The sequence below is a fragment of the Mesorhizobium sp. M00.F.Ca.ET.216.01.1.1 genome, from assembly GCF_004010325.2.
In the GTDB taxonomy this organism is placed as follows: Bacteria; Pseudomonadota; Alphaproteobacteria; order Rhizobiales; family Rhizobiaceae; genus Mesorhizobium.
Genome location: NZ_SADR02000013.1, coordinates 1 through 24,940, shown reverse-complemented (window position 1 = coordinate 24,940; position 24,940 = coordinate 1). Strand labels below are relative to the sequence as shown.

The 24,940-nt window shown below is 57.7% G+C and carries 24 protein-coding genes; 19 read left to right on the top strand and 5 right to left on the bottom strand.

What is annotated here, in order from left to right; translation table 11 throughout:
* Nucleotides 1–195: a Flp family type IVb pilin gene (locus EN859_RS17850; protein ID WP_127854340.1), complete on the bottom strand. Its 195-nt coding sequence runs from the start codon at nucleotides 193–195 to the stop codon at nucleotides 1–3.
* Between the two features lie 532 nt (nucleotides 196–727).
* Between EN859_RS17850 and EN859_RS17845 the strand changes: the two genes are divergently transcribed.
* The 6 genes from EN859_RS17845 to EN859_RS17820 all read left to right on the top strand — a co-directional run bounded on the left by EN859_RS17845 (nucleotide 728) and on the right by EN859_RS17820 (nucleotide 6,498).
* Nucleotides 728–2,113 (top strand): CpaF family protein, encoded by a 1,386-nt coding sequence (locus tag EN859_RS17845; RefSeq protein ID WP_127854341.1) that lies wholly within the window; start codon nucleotides 728–730, stop codon nucleotides 2,111–2,113.
* Nucleotides 2,113–3,084, top strand: a complete 972-nt coding sequence (locus EN859_RS17840; protein ID WP_127854342.1) for a type II secretion system F family protein — start codon at nucleotides 2,113–2,115, stop codon at nucleotides 3,082–3,084. Before EN859_RS17845 ends, EN859_RS17840 begins: the two co-directional genes overlap by 1 nt.
* Before the next feature lie 12 nt (nucleotides 3,085–3,096).
* Nucleotides 3,097–4,053, top strand: a complete 957-nt coding sequence (locus tag EN859_RS17835; protein WP_189502061.1) for a type II secretion system F family protein — start codon at nucleotides 3,097–3,099, stop codon at nucleotides 4,051–4,053.
* 67 nt (nucleotides 4,054–4,120) lie between these two features.
* A complete protein-coding gene (locus tag EN859_RS17830) occupies nucleotides 4,121–4,654 on the top strand; it encodes a tetratricopeptide repeat protein (RefSeq protein ID WP_127854343.1) in 534 nt (177 codons plus the stop codon).
* Nucleotide 4,655: 1 nt separating this feature from the next.
* On the top strand, nucleotides 4,656–5,180 hold the full coding sequence (locus EN859_RS17825) for a prepilin peptidase (RefSeq protein WP_127854344.1): 525 nt from the start codon (nucleotides 4,656–4,658) through the stop codon (nucleotides 5,178–5,180).
* Between the two features lie 175 nt (nucleotides 5,181–5,355).
* Nucleotides 5,356–6,498, top strand: coding sequence for a hypothetical protein (locus EN859_RS17820; protein WP_127854345.1), 1,143 nt, complete (start codon nucleotides 5,356–5,358; stop codon nucleotides 6,496–6,498).
* On the opposite strand, the gene EN859_RS17815 is transcribed toward EN859_RS17820, so the two are convergent.
* Nucleotides 6,478–6,672 carry a hypothetical protein gene (locus tag EN859_RS17815; RefSeq protein WP_127854346.1) on the bottom strand — a complete coding sequence of 65 codons (195 nt, stop codon included), beginning with the start codon at nucleotides 6,670–6,672 and terminating at the stop codon, nucleotides 6,478–6,480. The genes EN859_RS17820 and EN859_RS17815 overlap by 21 nt on opposite strands.
* Nucleotides 6,673–6,907: 235 nt before the next feature.
* On the opposite strand from EN859_RS17815, the gene EN859_RS17810 reads away from it, so the two are divergent.
* The 6 genes from EN859_RS17810 to EN859_RS17785 all read left to right on the top strand — a co-directional run bounded on the left by EN859_RS17810 (nucleotide 6,908) and on the right by EN859_RS17785 (nucleotide 13,652).
* Complete coding sequence (locus tag EN859_RS17810) at nucleotides 6,908–8,560, top strand: EAL domain-containing protein (RefSeq protein ID WP_127854369.1); 1,653 nt, start codon at nucleotides 6,908–6,910, stop codon at nucleotides 8,558–8,560.
* 96 nt (nucleotides 8,561–8,656) lie between these two features.
* Nucleotides 8,657–9,184 (top strand): ubiquinone biosynthesis methyltransferase UbiE, encoded by a 528-nt coding sequence (locus tag EN859_RS17805; RefSeq protein WP_245525600.1) that lies wholly within the window; start codon nucleotides 8,657–8,659, stop codon nucleotides 9,182–9,184.
* Complete coding sequence (locus EN859_RS17800) at nucleotides 9,181–10,365, top strand: class I SAM-dependent methyltransferase (RefSeq protein ID WP_245525599.1); 1,185 nt, start codon at nucleotides 9,181–9,183, stop codon at nucleotides 10,363–10,365. The genes EN859_RS17805 and EN859_RS17800 overlap by 4 nt, the downstream gene beginning before the upstream one ends.
* Entirely contained in the window at nucleotides 10,362–12,731 is a 2,370-nt protein-coding gene (locus EN859_RS17795; protein WP_127854347.1) for a SpoIIE family protein phosphatase, read from the top strand. Before EN859_RS17800 ends, EN859_RS17795 begins: the two co-directional genes overlap by 4 nt.
* Nucleotides 12,732–12,735: 4 nt before the next feature.
* On the top strand, nucleotides 12,736–13,305 hold the full coding sequence (locus EN859_RS17790; RefSeq protein WP_127854348.1) for an ATP-binding protein: 570 nt from the start codon (nucleotides 12,736–12,738) through the stop codon (nucleotides 13,303–13,305).
* An 8-nt stretch (nucleotides 13,306–13,313) separates the two neighbouring features.
* A complete protein-coding gene (locus EN859_RS17785; RefSeq protein ID WP_127854349.1) occupies nucleotides 13,314–13,652 on the top strand; it encodes a hypothetical protein in 339 nt (112 codons plus the stop codon).
* Between the two features lie 27 nt (nucleotides 13,653–13,679).
* Here EN859_RS17785 and EN859_RS17780 read toward each other — a convergent pair whose 3' ends face one another.
* Nucleotides 13,680–14,831 (bottom strand): AraC family transcriptional regulator, encoded by a 1,152-nt coding sequence (locus tag EN859_RS17780; protein WP_127854350.1) that lies wholly within the window; start codon nucleotides 14,829–14,831, stop codon nucleotides 13,680–13,682.
* Nucleotides 14,832–15,202: 371 nt separating this feature from the next.
* Between EN859_RS17780 and EN859_RS17775 the strand changes: the two genes are divergently transcribed.
* The 7 genes from EN859_RS17775 to EN859_RS17745 are packed head-to-tail and all read left to right on the top strand — an operon-like array spanning nucleotide 15,203 to nucleotide 22,637.
* Nucleotides 15,203–16,249: a UDP-glucuronic acid decarboxylase family protein gene (locus tag EN859_RS17775; protein WP_127854351.1), complete on the top strand. Its 1,047-nt coding sequence runs from the start codon at nucleotides 15,203–15,205 to the stop codon at nucleotides 16,247–16,249.
* Nucleotides 16,249–17,235 carry a UDP-glucose 4-epimerase GalE gene (gene galE, locus EN859_RS17770; RefSeq protein WP_127854352.1) on the top strand — a complete coding sequence of 329 codons (987 nt, stop codon included), beginning with the start codon at nucleotides 16,249–16,251 and terminating at the stop codon, nucleotides 17,233–17,235. Before EN859_RS17775 ends, galE begins: the two co-directional genes overlap by 1 nt.
* 56 nt (nucleotides 17,236–17,291) lie before the next feature.
* Nucleotides 17,292–19,082, top strand: coding sequence for a glycosyltransferase family 2 protein (locus EN859_RS17765; protein WP_127854372.1), 1,791 nt, complete (start codon nucleotides 17,292–17,294; stop codon nucleotides 19,080–19,082).
* Between the two features lie 29 nt (nucleotides 19,083–19,111).
* Nucleotides 19,112–20,485 carry a UDP-glucose/GDP-mannose dehydrogenase family protein gene (locus EN859_RS17760; RefSeq protein ID WP_127854353.1) on the top strand — a complete coding sequence of 458 codons (1,374 nt, stop codon included), beginning with the start codon at nucleotides 19,112–19,114 and terminating at the stop codon, nucleotides 20,483–20,485.
* A 12-nt stretch (nucleotides 20,486–20,497) separates the two neighbouring features.
* Complete coding sequence (locus EN859_RS17755) at nucleotides 20,498–21,088, top strand: DUF995 domain-containing protein (protein WP_127854354.1); 591 nt, start codon at nucleotides 20,498–20,500, stop codon at nucleotides 21,086–21,088.
* A gap of 22 nt (nucleotides 21,089–21,110) precedes the next feature.
* Entirely contained in the window at nucleotides 21,111–22,079 is a 969-nt protein-coding gene (locus tag EN859_RS17750) for a glycoside hydrolase family 26 protein (protein ID WP_245525598.1), read from the top strand.
* A 36-nt stretch (nucleotides 22,080–22,115) separates the two neighbouring features.
* Nucleotides 22,116–22,637: a DUF995 domain-containing protein gene (locus EN859_RS17745; RefSeq protein ID WP_127854355.1), complete on the top strand. Its 522-nt coding sequence runs from the start codon at nucleotides 22,116–22,118 to the stop codon at nucleotides 22,635–22,637.
* A 37-nt stretch (nucleotides 22,638–22,674) separates the two neighbouring features.
* Here the strand turns inward: EN859_RS17745 and EN859_RS17740 are convergent, their stop codons facing one another.
* On the bottom strand, nucleotides 22,675–23,643 hold the full coding sequence (locus EN859_RS17740) for a glycosyl hydrolase (RefSeq protein ID WP_127854356.1): 969 nt from the start codon (nucleotides 23,641–23,643) through the stop codon (nucleotides 22,675–22,677).
* A 1,064-nt stretch (nucleotides 23,644–24,707) separates the two neighbouring features.
* On the bottom strand, nucleotides 24,708–24,940 hold a 233-nt coding region (locus tag EN859_RS17725), incomplete at its 5' end, for a transposase (protein WP_145971997.1).

Genomic DNA, 24,940 nt, shown 5'->3' with positions numbered 1-24,940 from the left:
TCAAGGCGTGGGCGTCGGTGCGACGGGCAACAGCGCATAAAGCCCTGTCCACTGACCGCTGACCCAGCCGCCGACAAGAATGATGGTAGCGATCACTGCCACGGTGATGATACCGAGCAGAATGGTATATTCGACCATGGCAGCGCCGTTTTCGTCGTCGCGGAACTGCCGGGTCATCGTCATGAGCTTCTTCATGCCAATTTCTCCCTTTGGAGGTTTGAACCCGACGAGACGAGCCAAGGATGAAATCCATACCCAAGCATCCCCCGTCATCTCGATCCTAAGTCCCACAAAAAAGCAGAGTCAAATGGGATTAATGGCTCCTTAACTCTCCTATACCTGACATGGCAAGAATATTACCAGTCTCGTCCTGACCAAGACACTGATTCGTTTGATTTTTCCATGCCTCTTAACCATTCGTTCACAATTTGGCCGTGGGTATGGCGAAACTGGGGTGACATTAGCGATAATGCATATGCCATTATATCTAGGGGATTGCGCGAGTTCCATGACACCTTTGTGGCAAAAAAGGCACTTGCGTCGAAAATTGGAGCGCGATGTTTCATTTAGGGCAGTGCCACTGACCAAATAAACGTCGCGTTTTCCGGGTCTTGATCTTAACTATGTCTGAAGTATTGGCTGCATCGGGCTGGGCTCGGCGCTTGTGCCCTGCGTGGTTAACGTTTACTTTCCGCGGCGGCGGATTCTTCGGGGAGTATAACGCGATATGCTGGGGCGGTTTACCAAGGGGCCAAGCGAGCCGCGGACTGAGCGAAAGCTCGAGCCGATGGCGGTTGTGCCCGCTGCCCCCGCGCTTTCCCTTGCCGACTTCGAACCGCATGGTGACGATTTCCTGACGCTCAAGGTCGAGCTCCACCGCCACCTCATTGATCGCTTCAACCTGACCGCCCTTGAAAACGCGTCCAAGGATGAGATCCTGAATGAGATCCGGCCGATCGTGCGTGAATTCGTCCGCGCTCGCAACGTGCCTCTGAATGCTCGCGAGCTGGATCAATTGACCAGCGACACCGCCGACGAGATGCTCGGGCTCGGTCCGATCGAACCGTTGCTCAAGGATGATTCGATCTCCGATATACTGATCAACACCCATAACCGTGTTTTCATCGAGCGGCGTGGCGTGATCGAGGAAACGTCGATCCGTTTCCGCGACGAGGCGCATCTGATGCGTGTCATCAACAAGATCGTCTCGGCGATCGGCCGGCGTGTCGATGAATCGGCGCCGATGGTGGATGCGCGCCTGGAAGACGGCTCGCGTGTCAACATTGCGGTGCGGCCGATCTCGGTGGATGGCCCGCTGGTGTCTATCCGCAAATTCTCCAAGAACCCCTATTCGCTCGAACGCCTGATGGCGTTCAACTCGATCCGCCAGCCAATGATCGATCTGCTGCGCATTGCGGTGCAGGCACGCAAGTCGATCCTGGTTTCGGGCGGCACCGGCAGCGGCAAGACGACCTTGCTCAACGCGCTGTCGAGCTATATCCCAGCCAGGGAACGCCTGATCACCATCGAGGACGCTGCCGAACTGCAATTGCAGCAGCCGCATGTTGGCCGGCTCGAGACGCGTCCTCCCAATGTCGAGGGAAAGGGCGAGGTTCGCCAGCGCGAATTGCTCAAGAATGCGCTGCGCATGCGGCCGGACCGCATCATCGTCGGCGAGGTCCGCGGCGAAGAGGCCTTCGACATGCTTCAGGCGATGAACACCGGCCATGAAGGCTCGATGACCACCATCCATGCCAACACGCCGCGAGATGCGATATCGCGGTTGGAACAGATGGTCGGCATGGCGGGGATGCCGATGAGCCATGATTCAATCAGGGCACAGATCGCGTCGGCCATCGACATCATCGTGCAGACACAACGCCTGTCCGACGGAGGCCGGCGGGTTGTTTCGATATCGGAACTGACCGGTATGGAGGGCAATGTCGTGCAGCTTCAGGAGCTTTACCACTTCGTTCGCCGCGATGTCACGGCGGAAGGGCAGATCATCGGAGAGTTTCGTGCCACCGGCATCCGTCCGCGCTTTGCCCAGGAAGCGGCGACACTCGGCCATCATTTCGCCAAGGATGCGTTCAATCCGCAGGTTCCGCTCTGATGCCGACCGGTCAGACGCTGCTTTACTTCGTCTATGTGCTTGCGGCGGCGTCGGTCATTCTCGCGGCCGAGGCTCTGTACGTGACCTATGCCAAACGCCGCTCGCGGGTCAGCACGATAAACCGTCGGCTGAAGCGGCTCGCCGACGAGGCTCCGGCCGAGCAGACCTTGCAGGGATTGCTGCGAGAACGTGGGCTAACTAGCTCGGGCGATTTTCTTTTTAGCGCCGTCGGGCTGAACAGACTATACACCCAGTCTGGCATTACCGGGAATCCATTGTCGTTTGTCGCGATATTTATTCTCGCCGGATTGGCACTGGCGCTCATTTTTGTGTTTCTGCTGAACTTCTCCGCCATCGTTTCGCTTGCCATTTTCCTTCTGATCGCATTTTTCTTGCCGTTTCTGGTTCTCCGCCGTGCGCGCACCAAGCGAATCCAGAAATTCGCCGCCCAGCTTCCCAACGCACTCGATATGATCGTGCGTTCGCTGCGAGCCGGTCATCCGACTTCCGTAGCCATAGGCCTTGTCGCCCGAGAAATGCCGGATCCGCTCGGCACCGAATTCGGCATTGTTTCCGACGAGATCACCTTTGGCCTCAGCCTTGAAAACGCGGTGCGAAAACTCTCGCAACGCGTCGGTTTCGAGGGCCTTCAATTGCTGTCGGTGTCCCTGTCGATTCAGGCCAAGACTGGCGGCAATTTGACCGAGATTCTGTCGAACCTCTCATCGGTGCTGCGCGAAAGGCAGAAACTCAGGTTGAAGATTAGGGCGCTCTCGGCCGAGGGGCGAATGTCCGCATGGATCATTTCCCTGTTTCCGCTCTTGATGCTCGCCATTCTCACGGGCCTCGCCCCGAGCTACTATGGCGATGTATGGGGCAACCCGCTGGTCATGCCGGCGTTTTTGATTTTCGGATTATGGGCGCTGCTGGGTGACTTCATCATGTATCGCATGGTCAATTTCGATTTTTGACAGGGGCGAGCCATGAACCTGTTTTCGAATACCCAGGATCTTAGCCTTCTGGTCTCCATTGCGGTTTTCCTAGCGGCCGTGGCGCTTTTCCTATTGGGCGCGCTTGTCTTCATGCCGGCGCTGCAGACGCGGAAACTGGTTGCGCAAAGCCTGATGGCCGAAGGTATTCCCAACCGCCGCTCGCTTGTCGGACAGGAAGAACTGGCCAGGATTTCAGCGCAGCGGCCAGTCGAGGCGTATTTTCGATCGATCGAAAAGGAGCGGGACGAGCCCAGCGCCCTTGACGCGAAGCTGTTTCGCGCCGGCTTCTATCAGGCAAGCGCGCCGCTGATCTATACTCTGTCGCGCCTCGGCGCGGTCTGCGTAGGCTTTGTTGTGACCTATACACTCTTATCGCGAATCTTGCCGGCCCAATTGCCCAGTCTTTTCGCCTTTGGAGGGTCAGCCTTGCTTGGGCTTGGGTGCATAGTCATCCCAAGCATTGCTCTCGACCGTTTCGAGAATGGACAGAAGCAGATCTATCGTCGCGGCTTTCCAGATTTCATGGATATGATGATCACTTGCGCCGATGCAGGCATGAGCCTCGAAGCGGCGGTCGAGCGCGTCAGCAATGAACTGGCCGGCACCCATAAATGGCTCGGCATCCAGCTTGCGATCATGAATTTGCAGTTGCGCGCCGGCAAACCGTTGCGCGAGGCATTACGCGAACTGTCTGACCGCATCGGCCTTGAAGAGGCGCGGGCGTTGGCGGTTCTGTTCCGGCAATCCGAGGAACTCGGCACCAGTCTGACGGAGGCTCTGCGCGTCTACAGCGACGAAATGCGCAACCAAAGAATCATGCGTGCCGAGGAGCAGGCCAACGCGTTGCCGGTTAAAATGATGATCCCGTTGGGGCTCTGCATCTTTCCAGTGGTGATGATGGTTGTGATGCTGCCGGTGATCATCCGAATGAAGGGCATTTTCTTCTAGCTGCACATATGCTTTGGTTTGAAAAAATAGAGTCGGAGGACTCTTGGGGGACAAGATGACAAGGCCAATGCGTCTCGCAGCCGCAGCCAGTGTGCTTGTGGTCGTGCTTTCCGGTTGTCAGACGGCCGATACCACCGGTGTCGTTCGCACCAACGAGCCGGCGAAAGGCGAATTCACAGCGTTTGGCGATGCCTTCGACGGGCTGAAGACGGTCAGCGACGTCGAATATTATGCTTCTGACCAGGCGGTTGCCGAAGCCAAGAACCAGTTCCGCGCGGAAAACTACGGCAATGCCGGCGCGCTGTTCTACAAGGCGACGCAACTGGCACCCAATGATGGTGGTGCCTGGATGGGGCTGGCGGCCTGCAGCGATCGTATCCGTCGCTTCGACCTCTCCGACCGCGCCTACGCCCGAGCCTTCAAACTGGTTGGCGCGACGCCGGAATATTACAACAATGTCGGCTATTCCTATCTGCTGCGCGGTAAGCTGCAGGACGCACGCAGCAATTTCCTGAAGGCATACGAACTGGCACCCAACGACCCGACCGTTGCCAACAATCTGCAGCTCCTGTCGTCCAGCGTGCAGAACGTCGAGCGGTAGCATGTTGCTTTTCGCATCATTGCTGCTGAAGGCGCTTGCCCTCCCGCTGCTGGCGAGGATCGCCTGGCGCGATTTCACCACTCAGAAAATATCCAACCAAAATGTGCTGCTGCTCGTGTGCCTCGGGCTTGGATCGCTCCAGCTCCTCTCGGTCCAATCCGGATCGTGGTGGGACATGGGCCTGAGCGCACTTGCCGGCCTTCTGCTGTTTGTGGCGCTGTTCCCGTTCTGGGCCCTGCGCAAGGTCGGTGCCGGCGATGTCAAGCTGATGGCGGTCGTGCCGTTCCTGGTCGGCGGCAACGGTCTCGCCGTGTTTTCCGTGCTTCTGCTGGTCTTCGCGCTCGCAACGGCGATGGTCGTGAAGAACCCTTTGATGCTGCCCGCGGGCGCCTTCCGACTCTACGTTCAACATCTCGACCGCAAAGGCGTCGTGCCGTTCGGCGTGCCGATCTCGGTCGCAGCGATCTGCACGATAGCGTTTCAGATTTATATCAACTTGATGCCCCACGCTGGCCCGGCGATCTGATCAGACGGGATTGCCGCAACGGCTTTGGCTGTGCACCAGTGCTGAGGTCGATGAGCAGCTAGGATCCACATCCAATGACGCCCAGACACTGCTTCACGTTAACCGTTCGGAAACGATGATCTTGTCGAGAGACCGGGTCGGTGGTTAAATCTAACCTTCAAAGGGGGGCATAAATATGGCACTTCACCTTTCTGCGGATGCTCCGGCTCCTATAGCGAAGGCACCACAAAAGTATCTTTTTGGTCCGCTCACCGACTTTCTCATGCTTGGCGGGAGCGCGTTTCTGATCCTGCCAATCCTATTCTTCGTGCCTCTTAAGTACGAAGGGCTTGTAGCGGCAGCAATGCTCTTGCTGGCTAATCTAATAAACCATCCGCACTTTGCCCACTCGTACCAACTTTTCTATCGCAATTTTGGGCGGAAGGTGCGCGGAGACGGATACGACAAGAGCCTCCAGATTCGTTACATTTTCGCGGGCATTATCGTTCCGCTGATCATGGGCGGTTTTTTTGCTTACGGTTCAATATCGGGAAACACTCGCCTGCTGGGATATGCGAGCAATGCGATGGCCTTTTTTGTGGGCTGGCACTACGTCAAGCAAGGCTACGGCATGCTGATGGTGGACGCCGTATTGAAGCGCAAGTTCTTCAACGATCAAGACAAGAAAGTGCTGCTATTCAACGGCTATGCCGTATGGCTGTTCGCATGGCTTCGGACAAATGCGGTGATCACCGAAAGGCAATTCTGGGGCTTGGACTACTACACATTTGCTGCCCCCTCGTGGGTAACCAACTTTGCCGTATTGGCCGCCGCTGCTTCTACAGCGGCCACGGTTGTGATGTTGATCAGTCGCTGGCGCAAGCATGGAGGCACGTTGCCGTACAACGGGGTCGTCGCCTACGTCGTGTCCCTATACGCTTGGATTCTATTTGTGGGGATAAACCCGCTCTGGCTGCTCGTGGTGCCGGCGCTCCATTCGTTGCAGTACCTGGCGGTGGTCTGGCGTTATCAAACCAATGTTGAGCGCGACCGTGCAGATGCTGTCAGAGATCCCGAATTCAAAGTCCTGTCCATTCTTGGCCCAATGTATAGGCTGCGGGTTTTGGGATTTATCATCGTTGGTGGAATTCTTGGAATTCTCGGTTTCTGGCTAGTCCCAATCGCACTGAGTGCTTTAGTTCCCTATAACAAAGAGGTGCTCGGCTCGTCGCTGTTCCTCTTCATAGCGTGGATATTTATCAACGTGCATCACTACTTTCTGGATAACGTCATGTGGCGGCGCGGCAACCCAGAGGTGTCAAAATATCTGTTCCGCTAGCGCCTGCCTGGAGGCCCTGCTGGTCGATGATCGCCAGCTGGCCGGTTCCGGCATCGACGCTTCCATGACGGTGGCGCGGAGGACATCGACGCCGGCGCCGATATTGACGAACCGTACCTTGGCATCGTCCACTCCGTTCTTGCGCAGCAGCGCCACCATCAGCTGACGCAGCAAGGCGCCGCTCGACCCGGACCGCGAGGGCAGAAAACCGGAGCGGATCACTCCAAAATACACCGAGATTTGCAACTATTTCTGTAGTTATGTTATCCATAAGAAAGGAGGAGATGCGGATTTGTATCGCTTTTGGAGCAGGCTCTTAAATCCGAAAGCATCCGGTAATCGGCCGAAGCGGACGAGGCTTTTCTCGGCCCAATCTTCCTCTGAGAGCGATGCGCGCCTCGCAACCGTTCTGGCAAACATCACCGACCTTGTATCGCTCTATGACAGCGGCCTCCGTCTCACACATTACGCAGCCAAGCTGAAAAGCATCCGCGGAGACGTGTTGGCGACGGGAGCCTCCATCTGGGAAATTTACCCAAGCTTGCTCAAAACCGAGCTTCGCCACGAAATTCATCGCGTACTCGGCGGCGGCTCTGCGATACGCGTCGACCTGCGGCAGTCGCCAAACGAGGTGCCTTGGTCCGCCCTCATCTTTGGCGCGGGGGACGGCATAGGGATCGTCGAACTCAGAGGAACGGAGCACAGCGAGCAGATCGCGGCTCAGATCCAGGAGCATGTCCTGCTCATCCATCAGGCAGCGCATGACGCCTTGACCGGCCTGCAGAATCGAAGACGATTCAGCGATCGGCTGCAGCAGGCACTCTCTGAGGTCGAAAGATCAAAGGGAAAGACAGCTCTGCTGCAGATCGACCTCGACAACTTCAAATCGGTCAATGACACCCTCGGCCACGGTACTGGAGATACGTTGCTCCAACTCGCTGCCGACCGAATCAGGAACGCATTGGAGGACGGCGAATCCGCATACCGGTACGCCGGGGACGAGTTCGCCGTCATCCAATCAGGAAAGGAACAACCCGGCAGCGCCGAGCGGGTAGCCGAGTCGTTGGTCGATGCGCTTAAGGCGCCGTTCGTCATCAACGGGATGTCGCTCTTTGTCGGTGCAAGCATCGGTATCGCCTTCGGACCTGAACATGGGGCGGAGAGCGAGGAGTTGATGAAGGCGGCGGATATCGCTCTCTACGCGGCCAAGCGCGCAGGCCGTGGCTGCGCACGAGTCTTTAACCGCTCCATGCTGCTTCTGATCGAGCAACGCGAGAATCTGAGGCGTAACCTGCGCATGGCGCTTGAGCGCCATGAGCTCTTTCTTGAGTATCAGCCGCTCTTTCGACCGCGTTCGTCGGTGATGGGTTTTGAAGCGCTATTGCGGTGGAAACACCCCGAAATCGGGGTGATTCCACCCAGCGTATTCATTCCGATCGCCGAGGCGGACGGCCTCATGGACGACATTGGCCACTGGGTTCTCGAGGAGGCATGCCGCCAAGCAATGACTTGGCCTTCCTCACTGACCCTGGCGGTGAATCTTTCGCCGGCGCAGTTCCTCAGCGGCTCGCTTACTGACACCGTTGCCCAGGTCATCGACTCCTCAAATATTCAGCCCGACCGGCTTGAACTTGAGATTACGGAGACAGTCCTCCTTGAGAAGACAGTAGATAATCTCGATACATTGAATACCCTTAATGTACTTGGAGTAAGAATTTCACTAGATGACTTTGGAACATACTATTCATCGCTCGCCTACCTTAAGAATTTTCCATTCGACACCTTAAAGATAGATCAATATTTTATCAGTGATCTTGAGACCGACCCGAAGAGTCAGGCGATTGTGCGGTCAATTATTGGCTTGGCTCATGGCCTAGGGATCAGCGTCACGGCCGAGGGCGTCGAAACGGCAGGGCAAGTGCGGTGGCTGATGGAGCAAGGCTGCGATTGCCTTCAGGGCAATTATCTCGGTCGCTCGATGGGAACGGAGGCAACATACGATTTCATTCGGCGGTCACAGACTCAACCAGACGTGAGGGAGAGAGAGGATCGAGCGTTGTAATGTTCAGCCCATCGGCCCGCTCCGAGCCAAAGCGAGATCAGTCGAACGCTTGTTTGAGTATTCTCTGTGGCCCCATGACAGACAGCAGGATAGAGCATGCCTAGAAATGTCACCTCGCAGAACAATGTAATTGAGACCTCATTTTGCAAGATGATCGAGTTTGATATTGAATTCAACTCGTTTATCTCTGAGTGGAGGCACTGCGCCTATATCTCAAATTACTTGGCACGCACGGTCAGCCATAATCGCCCGGATTCGGTGCTATATTCCAATTTGTATTCATCAGCGTTCAATGAATTACTGGAGGTCGCTTTCCGAACGCGACATCCCGCAGGCGTCCTCGCTTGCAGGGTATCCCGTGACGGGGAGACGGACAGGATCGAGTTAACGTTCCCCTGCACTCCAGAAGAGCAGCAGTTCTACGAATATGCGATATCGCAGACCCAAGGCGCCGGTGCCCAGGAGCGATATCTCGTTTCGTTGTCAGGAGATGTCGCGCCAAGCCGAGACATGGTGCTTCTAGAATTGGCTGTCGATTACAATGCAACGCTTCGCCTCGAGGCGGTTGATGCCGACACCGTCACGCTTGTCGTGGATCTTCCATTTGGAGGTCTGGCAAATTGAGCCTCTTCGCGCATGGCCCTTTGACGCGCTTCAAAGCGCAATATGATCCCAACAATCAGGAGTTCTCGATTTCCGGGTCCGTGCGGCCACAGACGATCGAAGAGCTTGCACCTAGCCTTGCTCTGCTGAAGGACTCCATCGACCGTGTGCGCGGTATTCTCTACGTGAACGTCAAGCGGCTCGCCCAAATGAACAACACCGCGTTCCACGCGTTCGCACGGGTGATTATCGACGCTTGCCGCGTGCGACCGGACCTTAAATTCGTGATCATCACATCGAGCGTTGTCGGCTGGACGACGCGAAAATTCGGTCGCTTGAGCCACGTCGAGCCAACCATCACGGTCGAGCAATATGACAGTGCGTTCTACCCTGGGCAGAGCTTCCTCGAAGAAGGCGGGTTCATCCCGATCCTGCGCACCCAGACAAATATGACGTGGCGTCACGAGCGCGCGATATTGCCGCGGCACGGCATGCGATCCGGCATTACGATGGCTGATATTTGCTGTGGGATCGGTGACTTCGCCGTGCTCGTGCAGAAGGAATTCCAACCGTCACGGATCGTCGCTCTCGACCATTCCAAGTCGAGCCTTGCCTATGCTCGGCAAATAGCAGCGGACTTCGACATCCGCGGGATTGAATATACGTATGGCGATGCAGCCGCGATGCTGCTCGAGGACGACCAGTTTGACCTCGTCACATGCCGACACTCGCTGCAAATCTTCAACCGGCCGGAGCTCATCCTCAAGGAGCTCTACCGCATATGCAAACCGGGCGGACGCGTATACATCACGAATGAAAAAATATCGCATTGTCTTGGCGAGCCCCGCAGCGAAACCATCCAGTGGACCTATAACGAACTCTCCAAGCTCTTCGCTCACTTCGAAATGGACCTCGAATTGGGCCCAAAGAACCGCCGCTGCCTGGTCGAGGCAGGGTTCGAGGACATTCGAGGCGAATCCTTCATGGTGACAAATCTCGACGGCGATCCTCAGGAGTTCGCCGACGTCGTGCAATCATGGGAGGACACGTTTGCCGGTGAGATGGCCCAGCAACGCGGTGACCGTCCAGAATTTATCAAGCGGTTCCGACGGGGCTTCCAGGACCATATCTTCGCGGCTCTCCACCCGAAGGGTTATGCGGGCTGGCCGATCTGGGTCGCCTCGGGGCGAAAGCCGCTATGACCGACTCGGCTCTTCCGCCTTCTCGGCCTGTCCTAAGGCTCAACAGTTTCCGTGCCAAATTCCTGCTCATAGTCGGCGGCGCCGTCCTCTTCGATCTGATGATCGGCGGTGGTATCGCCATCTGGAACGTCAACCGTCTGTCGAATGACGCAACACAACAGGTTGGCGTTGGCCTGACCAAGGCCACCAGCGAATACCTGCAGAAGTACGCGGAGAGTACGGCAGAGCGGACCAATCTGCTGATCGACCGCATCCACACGGAGGTCGACATCCTCGCAGGCTCGATGCAGAGTTTGGTCGATCACCCGCAGGTCAAGACAGCGCTCGGCGAGGTGCTCGAGCAGGATCCGTCCTTTTCCACTTCGCTCGCTTACAATTCCGCCAGCGACTGGTGGCAGAACCAGCCTGGCGAGGCGTCAGCGGTGACCGTCTGGGGTTATCTCCTCGATGCCAGCCGGAAATTGCCGCCGGATGTTGCCGCCGAAGTGCGTGACAGCACGGCCTTCAACATCTTCGGTCCTGCCGTCCAGGCAGCCGGCACCCGAAAGCTGCAAGTCTATTATATGGGACCGAAGAGAGCTCCGATCCTGCGCTCGACGCCTTATACAAACCAGGGTGCCACGTTTGATCGTGTTTACCCCGGCCACAACCAGACCAACTGGTGGGACTTTTTCTTTCCCGATCTCTACGAAGATTGGCAAGAGTGGATCAAGGACCCTTCGAGCAGGCCCGTCAGCGGTGACATCACCACGTTGTCGCCCTACATGGACGGCGTCACCGGGAAGCTAATCGTCAGCTTCTTTCACCCAGTGTGGACGAAGGACCGCAAGGATATCTCCGGAGTGGTCGGAGCGGACCTGACGCTCGATCAGATGGCCGACATCGTCGAGAGCGTGAGGATTGCCGATACCGGTTTTGCGTTCCTTGCCATGTCGAACGGCAATGTCCTCGCGGTCTCACCGGACGGCGAGAAGACGCTTGGCATCAAAAACTCGGAGCCGTCCGTATTCGACCGATCCCTTCGCAAAAGTCGGCAGCCAGCTATCGCTGCGCTGCCTTTGGGCCAGGACAATGATGGCATCGTTCAGCACATCAATCTCGACCAGCAAGTGGGAAGCGTTCCTTACGTCGTTGTTCTCAAGAAATTAAAGCCGACAAACCTGTGGAGCGCAGAGCCGGGAAGTAGGGGACCGGTGCGGCGCGAAGCGATGTCGATCGGCATGGTCGTCCCCGAGCGGGAAATCTACGCCTCCCTGCTTGCGGCGCAGCAGAGCATTTCCCGCGCAACTAGCCGAATCATAACTTACCAGATCATCGCGATCCTCGTTTCGCTTGTGATCGTCTTCGCGGCGGTCTTCGGCATATCCAAGCGCATCACTGCGGGCCTCAGTTCGCTCGCTAGCGCTGCAAAGCGGCTGCAGGCGAAAGACTATTCGGTCCGCGTCGACATTCCGACTCGCGACGAAGTTGGAGAGGTCGGCACCGCATTCAACCGAATGGCAGAGCAGATCAGCTTTCATACAGAAAATCTCGAACAGCTGGTCGATGAGCGCACCCAAGAGCTCGAACACGCAAATGAGGAAATTCTGGAGCTGAACGACAAACTGCGGGATGAAAACGTGCGCCTTGGCGCAGAACTCGACGTCGCGCGCCAGATCCAGATGATGGTACTGCCAAAACCTCACGAACTCGAGGCAATCACCTCGCTCGAGATTGCGGCCTATATGCGACCAGCCGATGAGGTGGGCGGCGACTACTATGACGTCCTTCAGAATGGGTCGCGCGTAAAAATCGGCATCGGCGATGTAACCGGCCATGGACTGGAGAGCGGCGTGCTGATGTTGATGGTCCAATCTGTCGCACGCGCTCTGCTGGAGACAGGCGAAGGCGACCCGCGCCGATTTCTTGATCGGCTCAACCGCGCGATATTCAAGAACATAGAGCGTACAAATTCCGATAAGTCTCTGTCACTGGCGTTCCTCGACTTTGAAAACGAGCGCGTGATCCTGTCGGGCCAACATGAGGACGTGCTGGTCATTCGGGCTGACGGAGAAGTCGAGCGCATCGAAACACTGGACTTGGGTCTACCTGTCGGCCTCGAACGAGACATCTCGCCATTTGTCGCGACCCGCGATATCCGTTTCGATAGCGGCGATGTGATTGTGCTTCACACAGACGGGGTGACCGAAGCCACGGGTTCAGACGGAAAGCTATTTGGCTTGAATCGCCTCTGCGAAAGCGCACGCCTGCGGCATGGCCGGACCGCCGAGGAGATCAAAAGCGGAATTGTCGACGATCTCATGGCGTATATCGGATCCCGGAAAATTCACGACGATATCACTCTACTGGTCATGAAGCACAGGTGAAGAAATGACTACTCTATTTGGGCCGGCTGATATTGCGATAGGTATGAGAGACAGCGTGAGCCGCGTGCGACTGTTCGACGGTCCGCTCGAACTGAGCTGGCATCACTGCGCTACGACTTCAGACTTCATCGCCGACCTTTTCGCTCTTCGCTTCCAGGCGTCGCGCAACGACTACAAGGAGGTGCGGCACAGCATCGGATATCTGGTCAACGAGCTCGTGGAGAATGCGATGAAGTTCCGCGCGCCAGGCGAGGTTCTGATCGAAGCGTCCATCGATTCGGAGAGTTTCAAGGTCAAGGTGTCGAACCTCGCGGTCGACGACATCGCTTCTGAGTTTCAGAACCTCCTTTCCGAGATTACCGTCGGGGATCCGGGCGAACTGCTGATTCAGCGAATTGAGGCGAATGCTGCTGACTCCGAAGCCACGCAGTCCGGTCTTGGATTGCTCACTTTGATGAGTGATTATGGGGCGCGTCTGGCTTGGATCTTCAGCCCGACCGAAGAAAACGATCGGGTCTGGGTGGAAGCATACGCTTCCATTCCAGTCTCAAACGCTCGTAGCGAAATGGGGTAGGACTGCTCATGGAAATAAAAACGGAAGACTATCGGGTTTGGAATGAGGGTAGCGATATCTATTTTGATGGAGTAATGCGGCTGGCGGACTCTAAAGATTATAAACCAGTTCTGTCTTTGATGACAAGTGTACTTTATTCAAAGCCTACCTCTATTACACTTGACCTTAGGGATCTTGAATTTCTAAATTCCTCTGGAATTAATCTTCTAGCAAAATTTACAATTGAGATCCGTAAGAATCCAGATGTAAAATTTATTGTCCGCGGAACTTCGGAGGTTCCTTGGCAATCGAAATCTTTACCAAACCTAAAGAAGCTGCACCCAGCTCTGACATTTCTAATCGATTGACTGCTTATACCGTCATGCCGGTTTGGATCAACTTCCGAGCATTTTGAGCCAATCCTCAAAAGAATGGGGCGTGTCTCGCTCAAAAGCAGAGATCGAGTGAACGAAACGAGGCATCGCCATCGCGTTGCGAGCTTCACGCGGGCTGTAGCCGAACTCCTTGCTGAACGCGCGGCTAAAATTAGCCGCCGAGTTGAACCCGACAGCTTCAGCAATATCAATGATGCGGCGAGTTTCCTCCGGGTCGCTCAGCGCGGCATGAGCCGTCAGGAGACGTCGTCTTTGAATATAATGGCTGACCCCACCATTTGGCTCGAACAGCTGATAAAGGCGGGTACGTGAGATGCCGAGCGCTCGGCACACCGTGTCGGGTGTCAGGTCGATTGCGTCGAGATTGCCTTGAATGTATCGGCGGGCCCGCTCCATCAAGGCTACCCCTGCCAGATGCTCTGCCACTGCAGTTTGATCTTTCGACGGTGAAAAACAGGCCATGATCATGTCACGCGTCGCATGCACGATACGGGGAAGATCGTTAGCACTGAGAGCGTGCAACCTCGCCTCTATTCCACTTATGTAGTCGATGAGGAGGTTGGCGACGTTCCCTGACAGGGTTGAATTGTTCTTCGCATCCAGCGCCGCTGCCGAGTGTTCAAAAAGTTCACGAGGCAGGTAAAGGAAGAGGCTTTCAGATTCAGTCGTCCGTCCGCGAAACGGATGGCCAAGCGATCTAAGCTCCATCGTACCAGGCTTGCCTAGCGCAACCCGGCCATCGACCTCTGTCCAAGCTCGACCTGTACGCAGCAGGGCAACGTACCAGTGATCGATCGAACTGGATCGGAGTTTAGTGTCCGAACGGATGTAGCTATGGGCCGGAGCGCGCTGCTGAACAATGAGCATACTGCCCAGGTTCCAGGCGGTGTGGTCGGCGGGAAAACCGTCGCTCGGAAAGACGCCATCCGGCAACCTAACGTCAACGAGTGGCGCCAAAAGGGTTTGCCAAGCCCCGAACTGGTCTTCCCGCACTAGGTCACGGGTGGAAAAAGACAACGGAACGAGTGCCGGTGGATCTTGCGGGTCGGGCACCTCTGCTTCGGATGAGGGCAAGCGCGGCCAACGGCGTTGTTCGCGCCCTAGCGGTCGCGCGATTTTGGACGTGCCGTCTGAGTTCTTGCGCGGGTCCATCAAACGCTGTCGTATTCAATTCCGACAACCCACCGCCAAGTCCAATTATGTTGTGTGCTTGGAAAAATGACAAGCCTTGAGAGGATCACAAGGCTTGTGAACATGCGGTCATGCTAAACTACCTCAATATATGTATTCCAGGATAAGATTCTGGATACCGCGCTAACGACAATCGCCAGCCCTACACATATAGAAGATATGGCTGGAAGGGAAATACGTGGCGGTTAACCATTAGAATTTCTCCTCTTAAAAAGAAATCTCTGGCTAAACACTCGGCACTGTTGCGCAACACCGCAATAGGCGTTCCGCGACGCCGAGCTGACGCAGCATTTCTTTGGATATAACAAAGACTATTATTTGTGGATCGGGCGATGAATAGTTTACCGGAAATACATGGGCGCCCTGCTGGAGATGCCTCGAGCGGCTTGCGCTTGTTGCGCCAAGATGGGGCAGCTCGACGTATTCTTGTCACTGGCGGCGCAGGTTTTCTTGGATCACATTTGTGCGAGAGGTTGCTCGGCCAGGGCCACGAGGTGCTGTGCGTCGACAATTTCACGACAGGCCGTATCCGCAATCTCGACCACCTGAGACGCAGGCCGAACTTCAAGGTCGTCCGGCACGACGTCTCTTTGCCTCTGACTATCGACGTCGACGAAATCTACAATCTCGCCTGCCCAGCATCGCCGCCTGACTACCAGGCCGATCCCATCCAGACTATGAGGACCAGCGTGCTCGGCGCGCTAAATCTTCTCGAACTGGCCAAGACGCGCGGCATAAAGATCTTCCAGGCTTCGACCTCCGAAATCTACGGCGATCCGCACGTTCATCCGCAGCCCGAATCCTATTGGGGCAACGTCAATCCGGTTGGTCCGCGCTCTTGCTACGACGAAGGCAAGCGTTGCGCCGAAACGATGTTCTTCGATTTCCATCAACAGCACCGCGTCGAGATCAAGGTCGCCCGGATATTCAACACATATGGTCCCCGGATGCGACCCGACGACGGACGCGTAGTATCGAACTTCATCGTCCAGGCGCTGAAAGGCAACGACATAACCATCTACGGCGATGGTTCGCAGACCCGCTCGTTCTGCTTCGTCGACGACCTGATCGACGGTTTCGTCCGGCTGATGGCTTCGCCGCCGTCGTTCACCGGTCCCGTCAACCTGGGCAATCCCGAAGAATTCACCGTTCGGGAACTGGCCGAGCGAGTGATCGCTCTGACCGGCTCGCGCTCCAGGATCGTGCACCGTCCGCTGCCGGTCGATGACCCGCGCCAGCGTCGGCCCGACATCTCGCTCGCTATGGGCGAATTGGATTGGCAGCCGAAGATTCCACTATCCGACGGCCTTGCGCAGACGATCGCCTACTTCGACCGCCTCCTGATCTCGGAATCGCAAGAGCTTGCGGAGACGGCGTGATGTCCGCGCATAGGGTCTTAGTGACGGGCGGGGCCGGCTACATCGGTAGTCACACTGCCAAGCTGCTCAGCCTTGGTGAGGTGGAGCCGGTCGTCTACGATAATTTGACGACCGGCAATCGATCGGCTGTGCGCTGGGGCCCGTTCGTGCAGGGCGACATTCTCGATAGAGCTCATCTTACGCGAGCACTCGCGCTGTTCGAGCCAGATGCTGTCATTCATTTCGCGGCTTCCGCCTATGTTGGCGAATCTGTCGAGGATCCATCGAAATACTATCAGAACAATGTCGCGGGAACTTTGTCGCTGCTGGATGCCTGCCGCGAAGCCAAGGTCGACAAGGTCATCTTTTCATCGAGTTGCGCGACTTACGGCATCCCTGCCGCTCTCCCGATCAGGGAAGGGACGCCGCAAAACCCGGTCAATCCTTACGGTAGGACGAAGCTGATCGCCGAGCAGATGTTGGGCGATTTCTCGGCGGCCTACAGCTTGCGGTATGTGGCCTTGCGTTACTTCAACGCCTGCGGCGCCGATCCCGACGGCGAACTCGGCGAGTGGCACGATCCCGAAACCCACTTGATCCCGAGAGCTTTGCTTGCTGCCGGGGGTCGAATTTCGCATCTGGCGGTCTTCGGCGACGATTACGAGACCACGGACGGCACTTGCGTACGCGACTACATCCATGTGACCGATTTGGCGCAGGCGCATGTGCTTGCATTCCGTCATCTTGTTGGCGGCGGTGAAAACCTGGCCGTCAATCTCGGGACCGGGAGAGGATCCTCCATACGCCAGATCCTGGATATCGTTGCCAGGATCACAGGACGTGAGGTGCCGATCGAACTGCATCCGAGGCGACCCGGCGACCCGCCGGTGCTCTACGCTGATCCGACCCTCGCCCGTGAGACACTCGGCTTCTCACCGCAGTATTCCGACCTAGACACGATCGTACGGACCGCTGCGCCCTTCTTTGGACGGGAGGCGCAGGCGTGACCACCGCTATCGGCAAACTGACGAGGAATGCTGGTCGACGGCCGACCACGCCGTTGATGGTGCCCGTTCTGACCGATCGCCGGCGTGCCGAATTTCTCGTCGGCGCGTTTGCGTGGCTGGTGGCGCTCGTCAACTTCTGGGTCTGGTGGCTCGAGCCGGATCATTATGTGGGTCTCTTCGGATTTGTGAGCGTCACAGTAGTCCTTGCCTGGGTCACGCTGCTGCCGGCATATTTCATGGTCATCTTCTATCGCAGCCGTAGACCCAATGGGCCATTGCAGCTGCCGGTCGGAAGCCGCGTCGCCATGGTGGTGACGAAGGCGCCTTCCGAACCGTTCTTGATCGTGGCCGTGACGTTGAACGCGATGCTTGCCCAGGACGTGCCGCACGATACCTGGCTTGCCGACGAAGATCCTTCCCCGGAAACGTTGGACTGGTGCCGGCGGCATGGCGTCTTCGTTTCAACGCGCAAAGGCAGAAGCGACTACCACCGCGCGACATGGCCGCGGCGCACGCGCTGTAAGGAAGGCAACCTTGCCTTCTTCTACGATCACTACGGTTATGAGCGCTACGATTTCGTCGTGCAACTCGATGCCGATCACGTGCCGGAGCCGGGCTATCTGCACGAAATGCTGCGTCCCTTTGCCGACCCGAGGGTGGGTTACGTATCGGCGCCCAGTATTTGCGACCGCAACGCAGCCGAAAGCTGGTCCGCACGTGGGCGACTCTACGCCGAAGCCAGCCTCCACGGCTCGCTCCAGGCCGGCTACAACGGCGGCCTCGCCCCTCTCTGCATCGGCTCGCACTATGCAGTGCGATGCGCCGCGCTGAAAGAGATCGGTGGTCTCGGACCGGAGCTTGCGGAAGACCATTCTACGACCCTGATGATGAACGCCTATGGCTGGCGTGGCGCTCACGCGCTGGACGCCATTGCCCATGGCGACGGTCCGCGCACGTTCGCCGATCTCGTCACCCAGGAGTTTCAGTGGTCACGCAGCCTGGTGATGCTGCTCCTCAAGTATTCCCCAACCTTCGTCCCGCGCCTGCCAGCCAGATTGAAGTTCCAGTTCCTGTTTTCGCAGCTTTGGTACCCGCTCTTTGCACTTTTCATGACGCTGATGTTTGCGCTGCCGATCATCGCGCTCGTGCGCCGCGAAAACTTTGTCGCAGTCACCTACCCCGACTTCCTGGTGCATTTCGCACCGCTTTCGATGATCCTGGTCGTCGTGGCCTTCCGCTGGCGCGCAACCGGCTCGTTCAGGCCGTTTGACGCAAAGGTCCTGAGTTGGGAGAGCATGTTCTTTCTCTTCGCGCGCTGGCCCTGGGCCTTGGCGGGGACGATCGCTGCAGTACACGACTGGCTGACAGCTTCCTTCGTTGATTTCCGCATTACTCCGAAGGGAACGTCGGAAGTCGAGCCGCTGCCGACGCGCGTTCTTGCACCCTACGGATTTCTGTCGATCGCATCGGCGCTGCCCGTGCTGCTGATAGGCGACGCCGGCGAAACCCGTGGCTTCTACATTTTCGCAATCATCAATTCGGTGCTGTACGCACTGCTGCTCCTCGTCATCGTAGTCCAGCACGGTCGCGAGAACCGAGTCAGGACTACAAAGCGCTCCTACCGGCCCGCGATGGCGACCAGCTTGCTGGTACTCTTCATGTTGCCCGGAATCGCAACGGCCGAGCGTGGGAGGGACGGCATTGAATCGCTTGCTTGGGGCGCCGGACGCCTCAGCCTGTTCGACGTCAAATACTCCGTCGCCGGGGCCGGCATCGGCGGACCAGGTCTTAGCAAGACGACATTCAATCCCAGATGGCTCCGGCAAGAGCCGGGTTCCACGCTGTAGACGCAAGAAGGCACAGAAGGCGCTGAAAAATGAAAATCGCAATGATCGGAACTGGTTACGTCGGTCTCGTCAGCGGCACCTGCTTTGCCGAATGGGGTAACGAGGTCGTCTGCGTCGACAAGAATGTCGACAAGATCGCGCAGCTCAAGCAAGGCAAGCTGCCGATCTACGAGCCCGGCCTGGAGACGCTTGTGCGGCGCAACCGGGCAGCTGGCAGGCTGTCCTTCACCAGCAATCTCGCCACCGCCATGAGGGGTGTCGACATTGTCTTCATCGCGGTCGGAACTCCGCCCCGCCCCGGACTTGGCGATGCCGATCTTTCATTCGTCTATACGGCGGCCAAGGAGATCGCGCTTTCGCTCGAAGGCTATGCGGTCGTGGCTGTCAAATCGACTGTCCCGGTCGGTACGGGCGACATTGTTGAAAAGATCATCTCCACAGTCCGCCCGCCGGAAAGCTTTTCTGTCGTCTCCAATCCCGAGTTCCTTCGCGAAGGGGCGGCAATCGACGACTTCCTGTTTCCAGACCGCATTGTCGTCGGCGCGGAGGACGAACATGCGCGAACAGCGATGTTGGCCCTCTACGGTCCACTCGCCGACGCTAATACGCCAATTATCATCAGCCAGCGGCGCGCGGCTGAGCTGATCAAATATGCGTCGAACGCGTTCCTGGCGACGAAGATCACCTTCATCAATGAGCTTGCCGATCTTTGCGAGCAGGTCGGCACCGATGTCAGTGAACTGGCGCTGGGTCTCGGCCTCGATCACCGTATCGGAAAAGCCTTCTTGAATGCTGGACCGGGCTATGGCGGCTCATGCTTTCCCAAGGATACGCTGGCGCTCCTTCGGACAGCGCAGGATTACGGCGTCCCGCTGCGCATCGTCGAAGAGACAGTGGCCGCAAACGAAGCCCGCAAGCGGAAGATGGCACTCAAGGTCGTCGATGCTGTCGGGGGAGATGTCGATGGGCTGACGATCTCGATTCTCGGCCTGACCTTCAAGCCGGATACCGACGACATGCGCGATGCACCCTCGGTGCCATTGATCGAGGCGCTGCAGAGGTTCGGCGCCACCATCCGCGCACATGATCCAATCGGCATGGAGAATGCAGCGCGCATCTTCGAAAATGTCGCGCTGTTCGACGATCCCTATGAATGCGTCCGCGGCGCGGACTGCGTCATCGTCGTCACCGAATGGGAGAGTATCCGCCAGCTTGATCTCTATCGCTTGAGGCAGGTGATGCGGTCTCCGATCCTCATCGATCTTCGTAACGCGTTTGGGCGGGGCGCGGCACAGGCGGCCGGTTTTCAAGTAACGAGTATCGGCCGACCTGTGCCGCAGCGTGCCGGCTCCATGTCCGGCAACAGACCTGCCCCGACGCATGATGTCCAGAGACCATTGTGAGTGAGGACTGAAATGATGGAAAAGTCACCCATCGCAAATTGGGAAACGCGGACCGCAGCGGCGCTCCGAGGCTGCCTGCTGGCAACATCGTGCATGCTCGCCGTCTGCGCATTCGAAACCCCGGCTGAAGCCGGCGGCAAACATTCCGTAGCTCCGGCGGACGCGCGGGCCATGACGGGCGCAGAGCTGTACATACTCTACCACGACAAGTCGTGGCTATGGCCCAACGGGGCGGGTCGGATGCACACTGACGGTCGCCGTTTTACGGCGTGGGCCGGGTCCGGGGAGAAGTCTACTTGGGCAGAAGGCCGATGGCTCGTCACTAACCGCGGCCGCCTTTGCCTCAAGGCGCAATGGCACTCATCGTCCGGCATCGTTTCCAACAAGACTTGCTTCAGCCACAAGAAGCTCGGCGACACCGTCTATCAGAAGAGGGAGCCGTCCGGCGCTTGGTATGTCTTCAAGCACGGCGCCGCTGCCGACAACGACGAGTTCAACAAGCTCGTCAGCCAGGACCTGGTCTCCTCCAACCTGGAGCGGATCAAGTCCGAGCTCGAGCCGGCAAGGCAACTCTCCGATGCCAATCTCAGTACACAACAGTGAAGACCGTCAGGAGGATACACCAATGAAGACTGTCGGAAAAAATACGTCGAAAATGATCGCGCTCTCGCTCGCCACGCTGGCTCTGTCGGGGGCGGTGCTGGCGGCCAACGTGCCGCGCGGCATTCCTACTGCCGGCACGCAGACGACCGACCAGGTGACCGACAAGCGGCCGGTCATCACCGAGACCTCGGTCGATTTCGGTGCCTATGACCCGCACGGCGACTTCGGCAGCGACCCGAACGTCAAGATCGAGCATCTCTTCCTGCCTTGGGAAGACGTCGATCTGTCGACGCTGGCCATTGCCGACGAATATGCCCTGCAGCGCGGCCGGTCGTTGCTCATATCGGTCGAGCCCTGGTCATGGTCGGTGGACTGGCGAGTGACCTCGGAGGAGCTCCTTAACGGGGTCCTCAGCGGCCGTTACGATGCCTATATGGCATCGGTCTGCACGGCCGCTGACGGCCTGAAGAGCCCGGTGATCATTCGCTGGGCGCAGGAGATGGACGAAACCGATAACCAGTTCACCTGGGCACACTGGAAACCCGAGAGCTACGTCGCTGCCTATCGTCGAATGGTGACGGAATGCCGCAAGCACCTGAGGACAGCCAAGTACATGTGGTCGCCGAAGGGAAACCCCAACCTGGTCAGCTTCTATCCCGGCGACGAGTTCGTCGACATCGTCGGCCTCTCCGTGTTCGGCCTCCAGCGGTACGACCGCGATCATTTCGGAAAGGACCGGACGTTCGCTGAGGCGCTCGAGCCGGGCTACCGGCTGGCCGAAGGCTTCGGCAAGCCGATCATGGTGGCCGAGTTGGGCTACGAAGGCGACCAGGCCTACGTGCGGAACTGGGCTGCGACTGTTGCGCAGAAGCACCCGGAGTTCCCGAGCTTGAGCGCCGTTGTCTACTTCAACGATCGGGAGGTCTATCCTTGGCCGGATGGCTATGGCCGCCCCGATTGGCGGGTCGTCACTGGACAGGCCACGAACTAGGCGCCGAAGATATCCTTGCAATCAGGAGAAACGAAAATGCGGAAATTGCGGAAATTGCTGGCGCTCGTTGCGATCGGCAGTTGCGTGGGCGTGGGGTCGTTCGATGCTGCTGCGGCACAGAGCAAAGTGGGCAACGCCGCGAAAGCGGCGACACCGCTGACGACCGAAGAGCTCTTTCGATTGTACTCAAACCGATCCTGGCTCTGGAAGGACGGGGCGGGCTATTTCCCGTCAAAGCAGCGCCGGTTCACCGCCGTGACAGGCCGAGGCAGCGCAGGTTCCTACGGTGTCGGACGCTGGTTCCTCACCGATCCAGGCAAGCTTTGCTTCAAGGCCACATGGCACGTGAAAAGCGGCGCAGCGCCGGCTCTGACGTGCTTCAGCCACCGCAAGAAGGATGGTGTCGTGTTCCAGAAGCGGGAGCCGGACGGCGAATGGTATGCGTTCAAGAACGCGCCGATCAAAGTGGGCGATGAATACCGCAAGTTGCACCCAGGCGACTATGTCAGCGCGAACCTGGGCAAGATCGAGGCGAAGCTGTCAGCCACCAGCAGATAAACATTCAGCTGCGGCTGGGTTGGCTTGCAAGGGCCAGCTACAGTCCAAGGTCTGACGCAGTCATGCGCCAATCCGGAGAGCCATATCCACCCGGCCAGTGGTACGGCTCCTTGTCGTTGAAGTAGACGATCCCGGCAAGCAGCGGGAATGGACTGCTGCCTGCCGGGAGCGCGGAAATCTCGGACATCCAATTCTGGCGATATGCCTTGCGACCGGCCACTCCCAACTCCGCAACGATGATGGGCTTTCCGAATTTCTCGACGCGACGGTATTTCTGGTCGAAAGTCTTCGCGAATCCCCGCGGCTTGCCATACCGCTCGCGGTCCCATTTTTCCAAGCCCCAGACAGACACGCCGATCAGGTCGACATAGTCGTCGCCGGGGTAATAGGCAGCAAGCTCGCGCTCGCCTTTCGGCGACCAAACGAACTGAGCGCGCGGCGCGATCGTTCGGCAGGCATCGACGAAGTATCGATAGGCAGCTATGTAGCCATGCGCATCGCCGCGTGCCCACGGATAGCGGTCTGTGGGCTGCTCCATTTCGTGACCCCAGCGGATCCAGTAACCGCCCTGATAGCTCGCTACCGCACTGCAAACGGCAGCAATCTGCCGGTCGAATCTCCCGCTCATAATGTCCGCGAACAGATGATCACCGCCATCGCGCCAGTTTGCTGCCTTTGTATAGGGTTCGACTGTCACCATGAGTGTGCGCCCCTTCATCTCTGCGAAGCGCATTTTGGCCGTGAGCATTGGCTCATCCACGGCTTGCCAATAGACAAACACATGCTCGATGCGGGACCGGTCCGAATCCTGCAACTGGTCGTGCGGATCATAGACGCCAAGCAACAACGACCGAAATGTCGCGGTCGCCCTGTCAATGGATCGATTTGGTCCGATCGATGTTGTTTCCCTCGTGTCGATGTCCGGGGCCGGCCCCGCGGCCGACACGGCCGGCAGCGCGAGTTGCAGAAAAATAAGGCACAGCGCCAGGATAGTCGCACGCGGCATGGAACCTGCCTATGCTGTGTATCAGAAAGCTAGCCTCGGCGAAGAAAGCAACCCGACGTCCTTCCAAAGCCGCTTGGACTGCAGATATAGGGCGCGCGGCCAAGGAAGCTGTGGCTTGCGACTCTGATGGGCAGCGTCCCTTTGATTGCCTTCTCAGGCGCCATCGTCTTCCTTTCGCTACCAGACATATCCGGGTAGCCAGACTCTGTCGATGTGGACGACACGGTTACTGCCTTGCCCGGAACCATTGCACAACCGGAGACTAGTACCGCAATTGTTGCCGAGGCGAGCGTAACCCCCGGCAGAGCACGCGAGATTCCATCTCTAAGTGCCTCTAGAAATACTAGCGAACGGCCATGTTCTTGCTGTAGCGATTTCGATATTTCCATCACGAGTGACCCCAGCTATTTCTTTCGTTTATATCATTGACACATTTAATTGTGCTTAATGCGCATCCAAAAATATGTGGATTGTTTGTAACCAAAATCTCTTCACTCCTCGAAAGGCTCCCGGTTGCAATTTTTGACGTTCCAACGCCCGGAAGCGCCCCCAGTGCCAGCCTCCTGGGCGCAGTGCCGTCGTTGTGCAGGCTCAAATCGCAATGACTTGGTTGGTTCGAAAGCCTTTTTCGGCTGCAAGGTGTCGATGCCCAGGTGCTTCGGCCAGGTCGCGAATTCGGCGCCGGACGCGATCGGATCGCAATCAGCCGACCCTCCCATCCCGCTCATCTACGTTTCCATCGTGCCTACCATGCAGGTGGAGTGGAGCATAGGAGCGGCCCTTCAGAAACGCGATGAACGCGCGCAATGCCGCTGGTTGGTAACGACGGCTCGGAAAATAGAGGTAAAGCGCTTCCAGGGGAGTCGACCATGTGGGCAGGACCCGTGACAACTTTCCGGCGTCGAGGAGATCCGACACGCTCGCAACCGGCGCGCTGCCAATGCCTAGCCCGCTCAGGAGCAACAAGTGCTGCTTACACCAGATAGTGCAGCGATGACTGCAGTGGTCAACTCGGCGGTGTTTGCCGCACCGCCAAGACCCGGACTTAGAGTCCGTTTTGAAATTCACGGGTGAGCGTTTCGGCGGATGAGATTGCCGCCCATTGCGACAAGGATCATGGCTTGCGAGACGTCGATGCGCTGCTCGTAGTCGCGCACGAGGCGGCGCCATCTTGTCATCCAGCCGAAGGTCCGCTCGACGACCCAGCGGCGGGGCAGGATCTGGAAGCCCTTCTGGTCGTCGGATCGACGGATGATCTCGACCACGAAGTCGAGATAGGCGGCTTTGTCCATGAGCT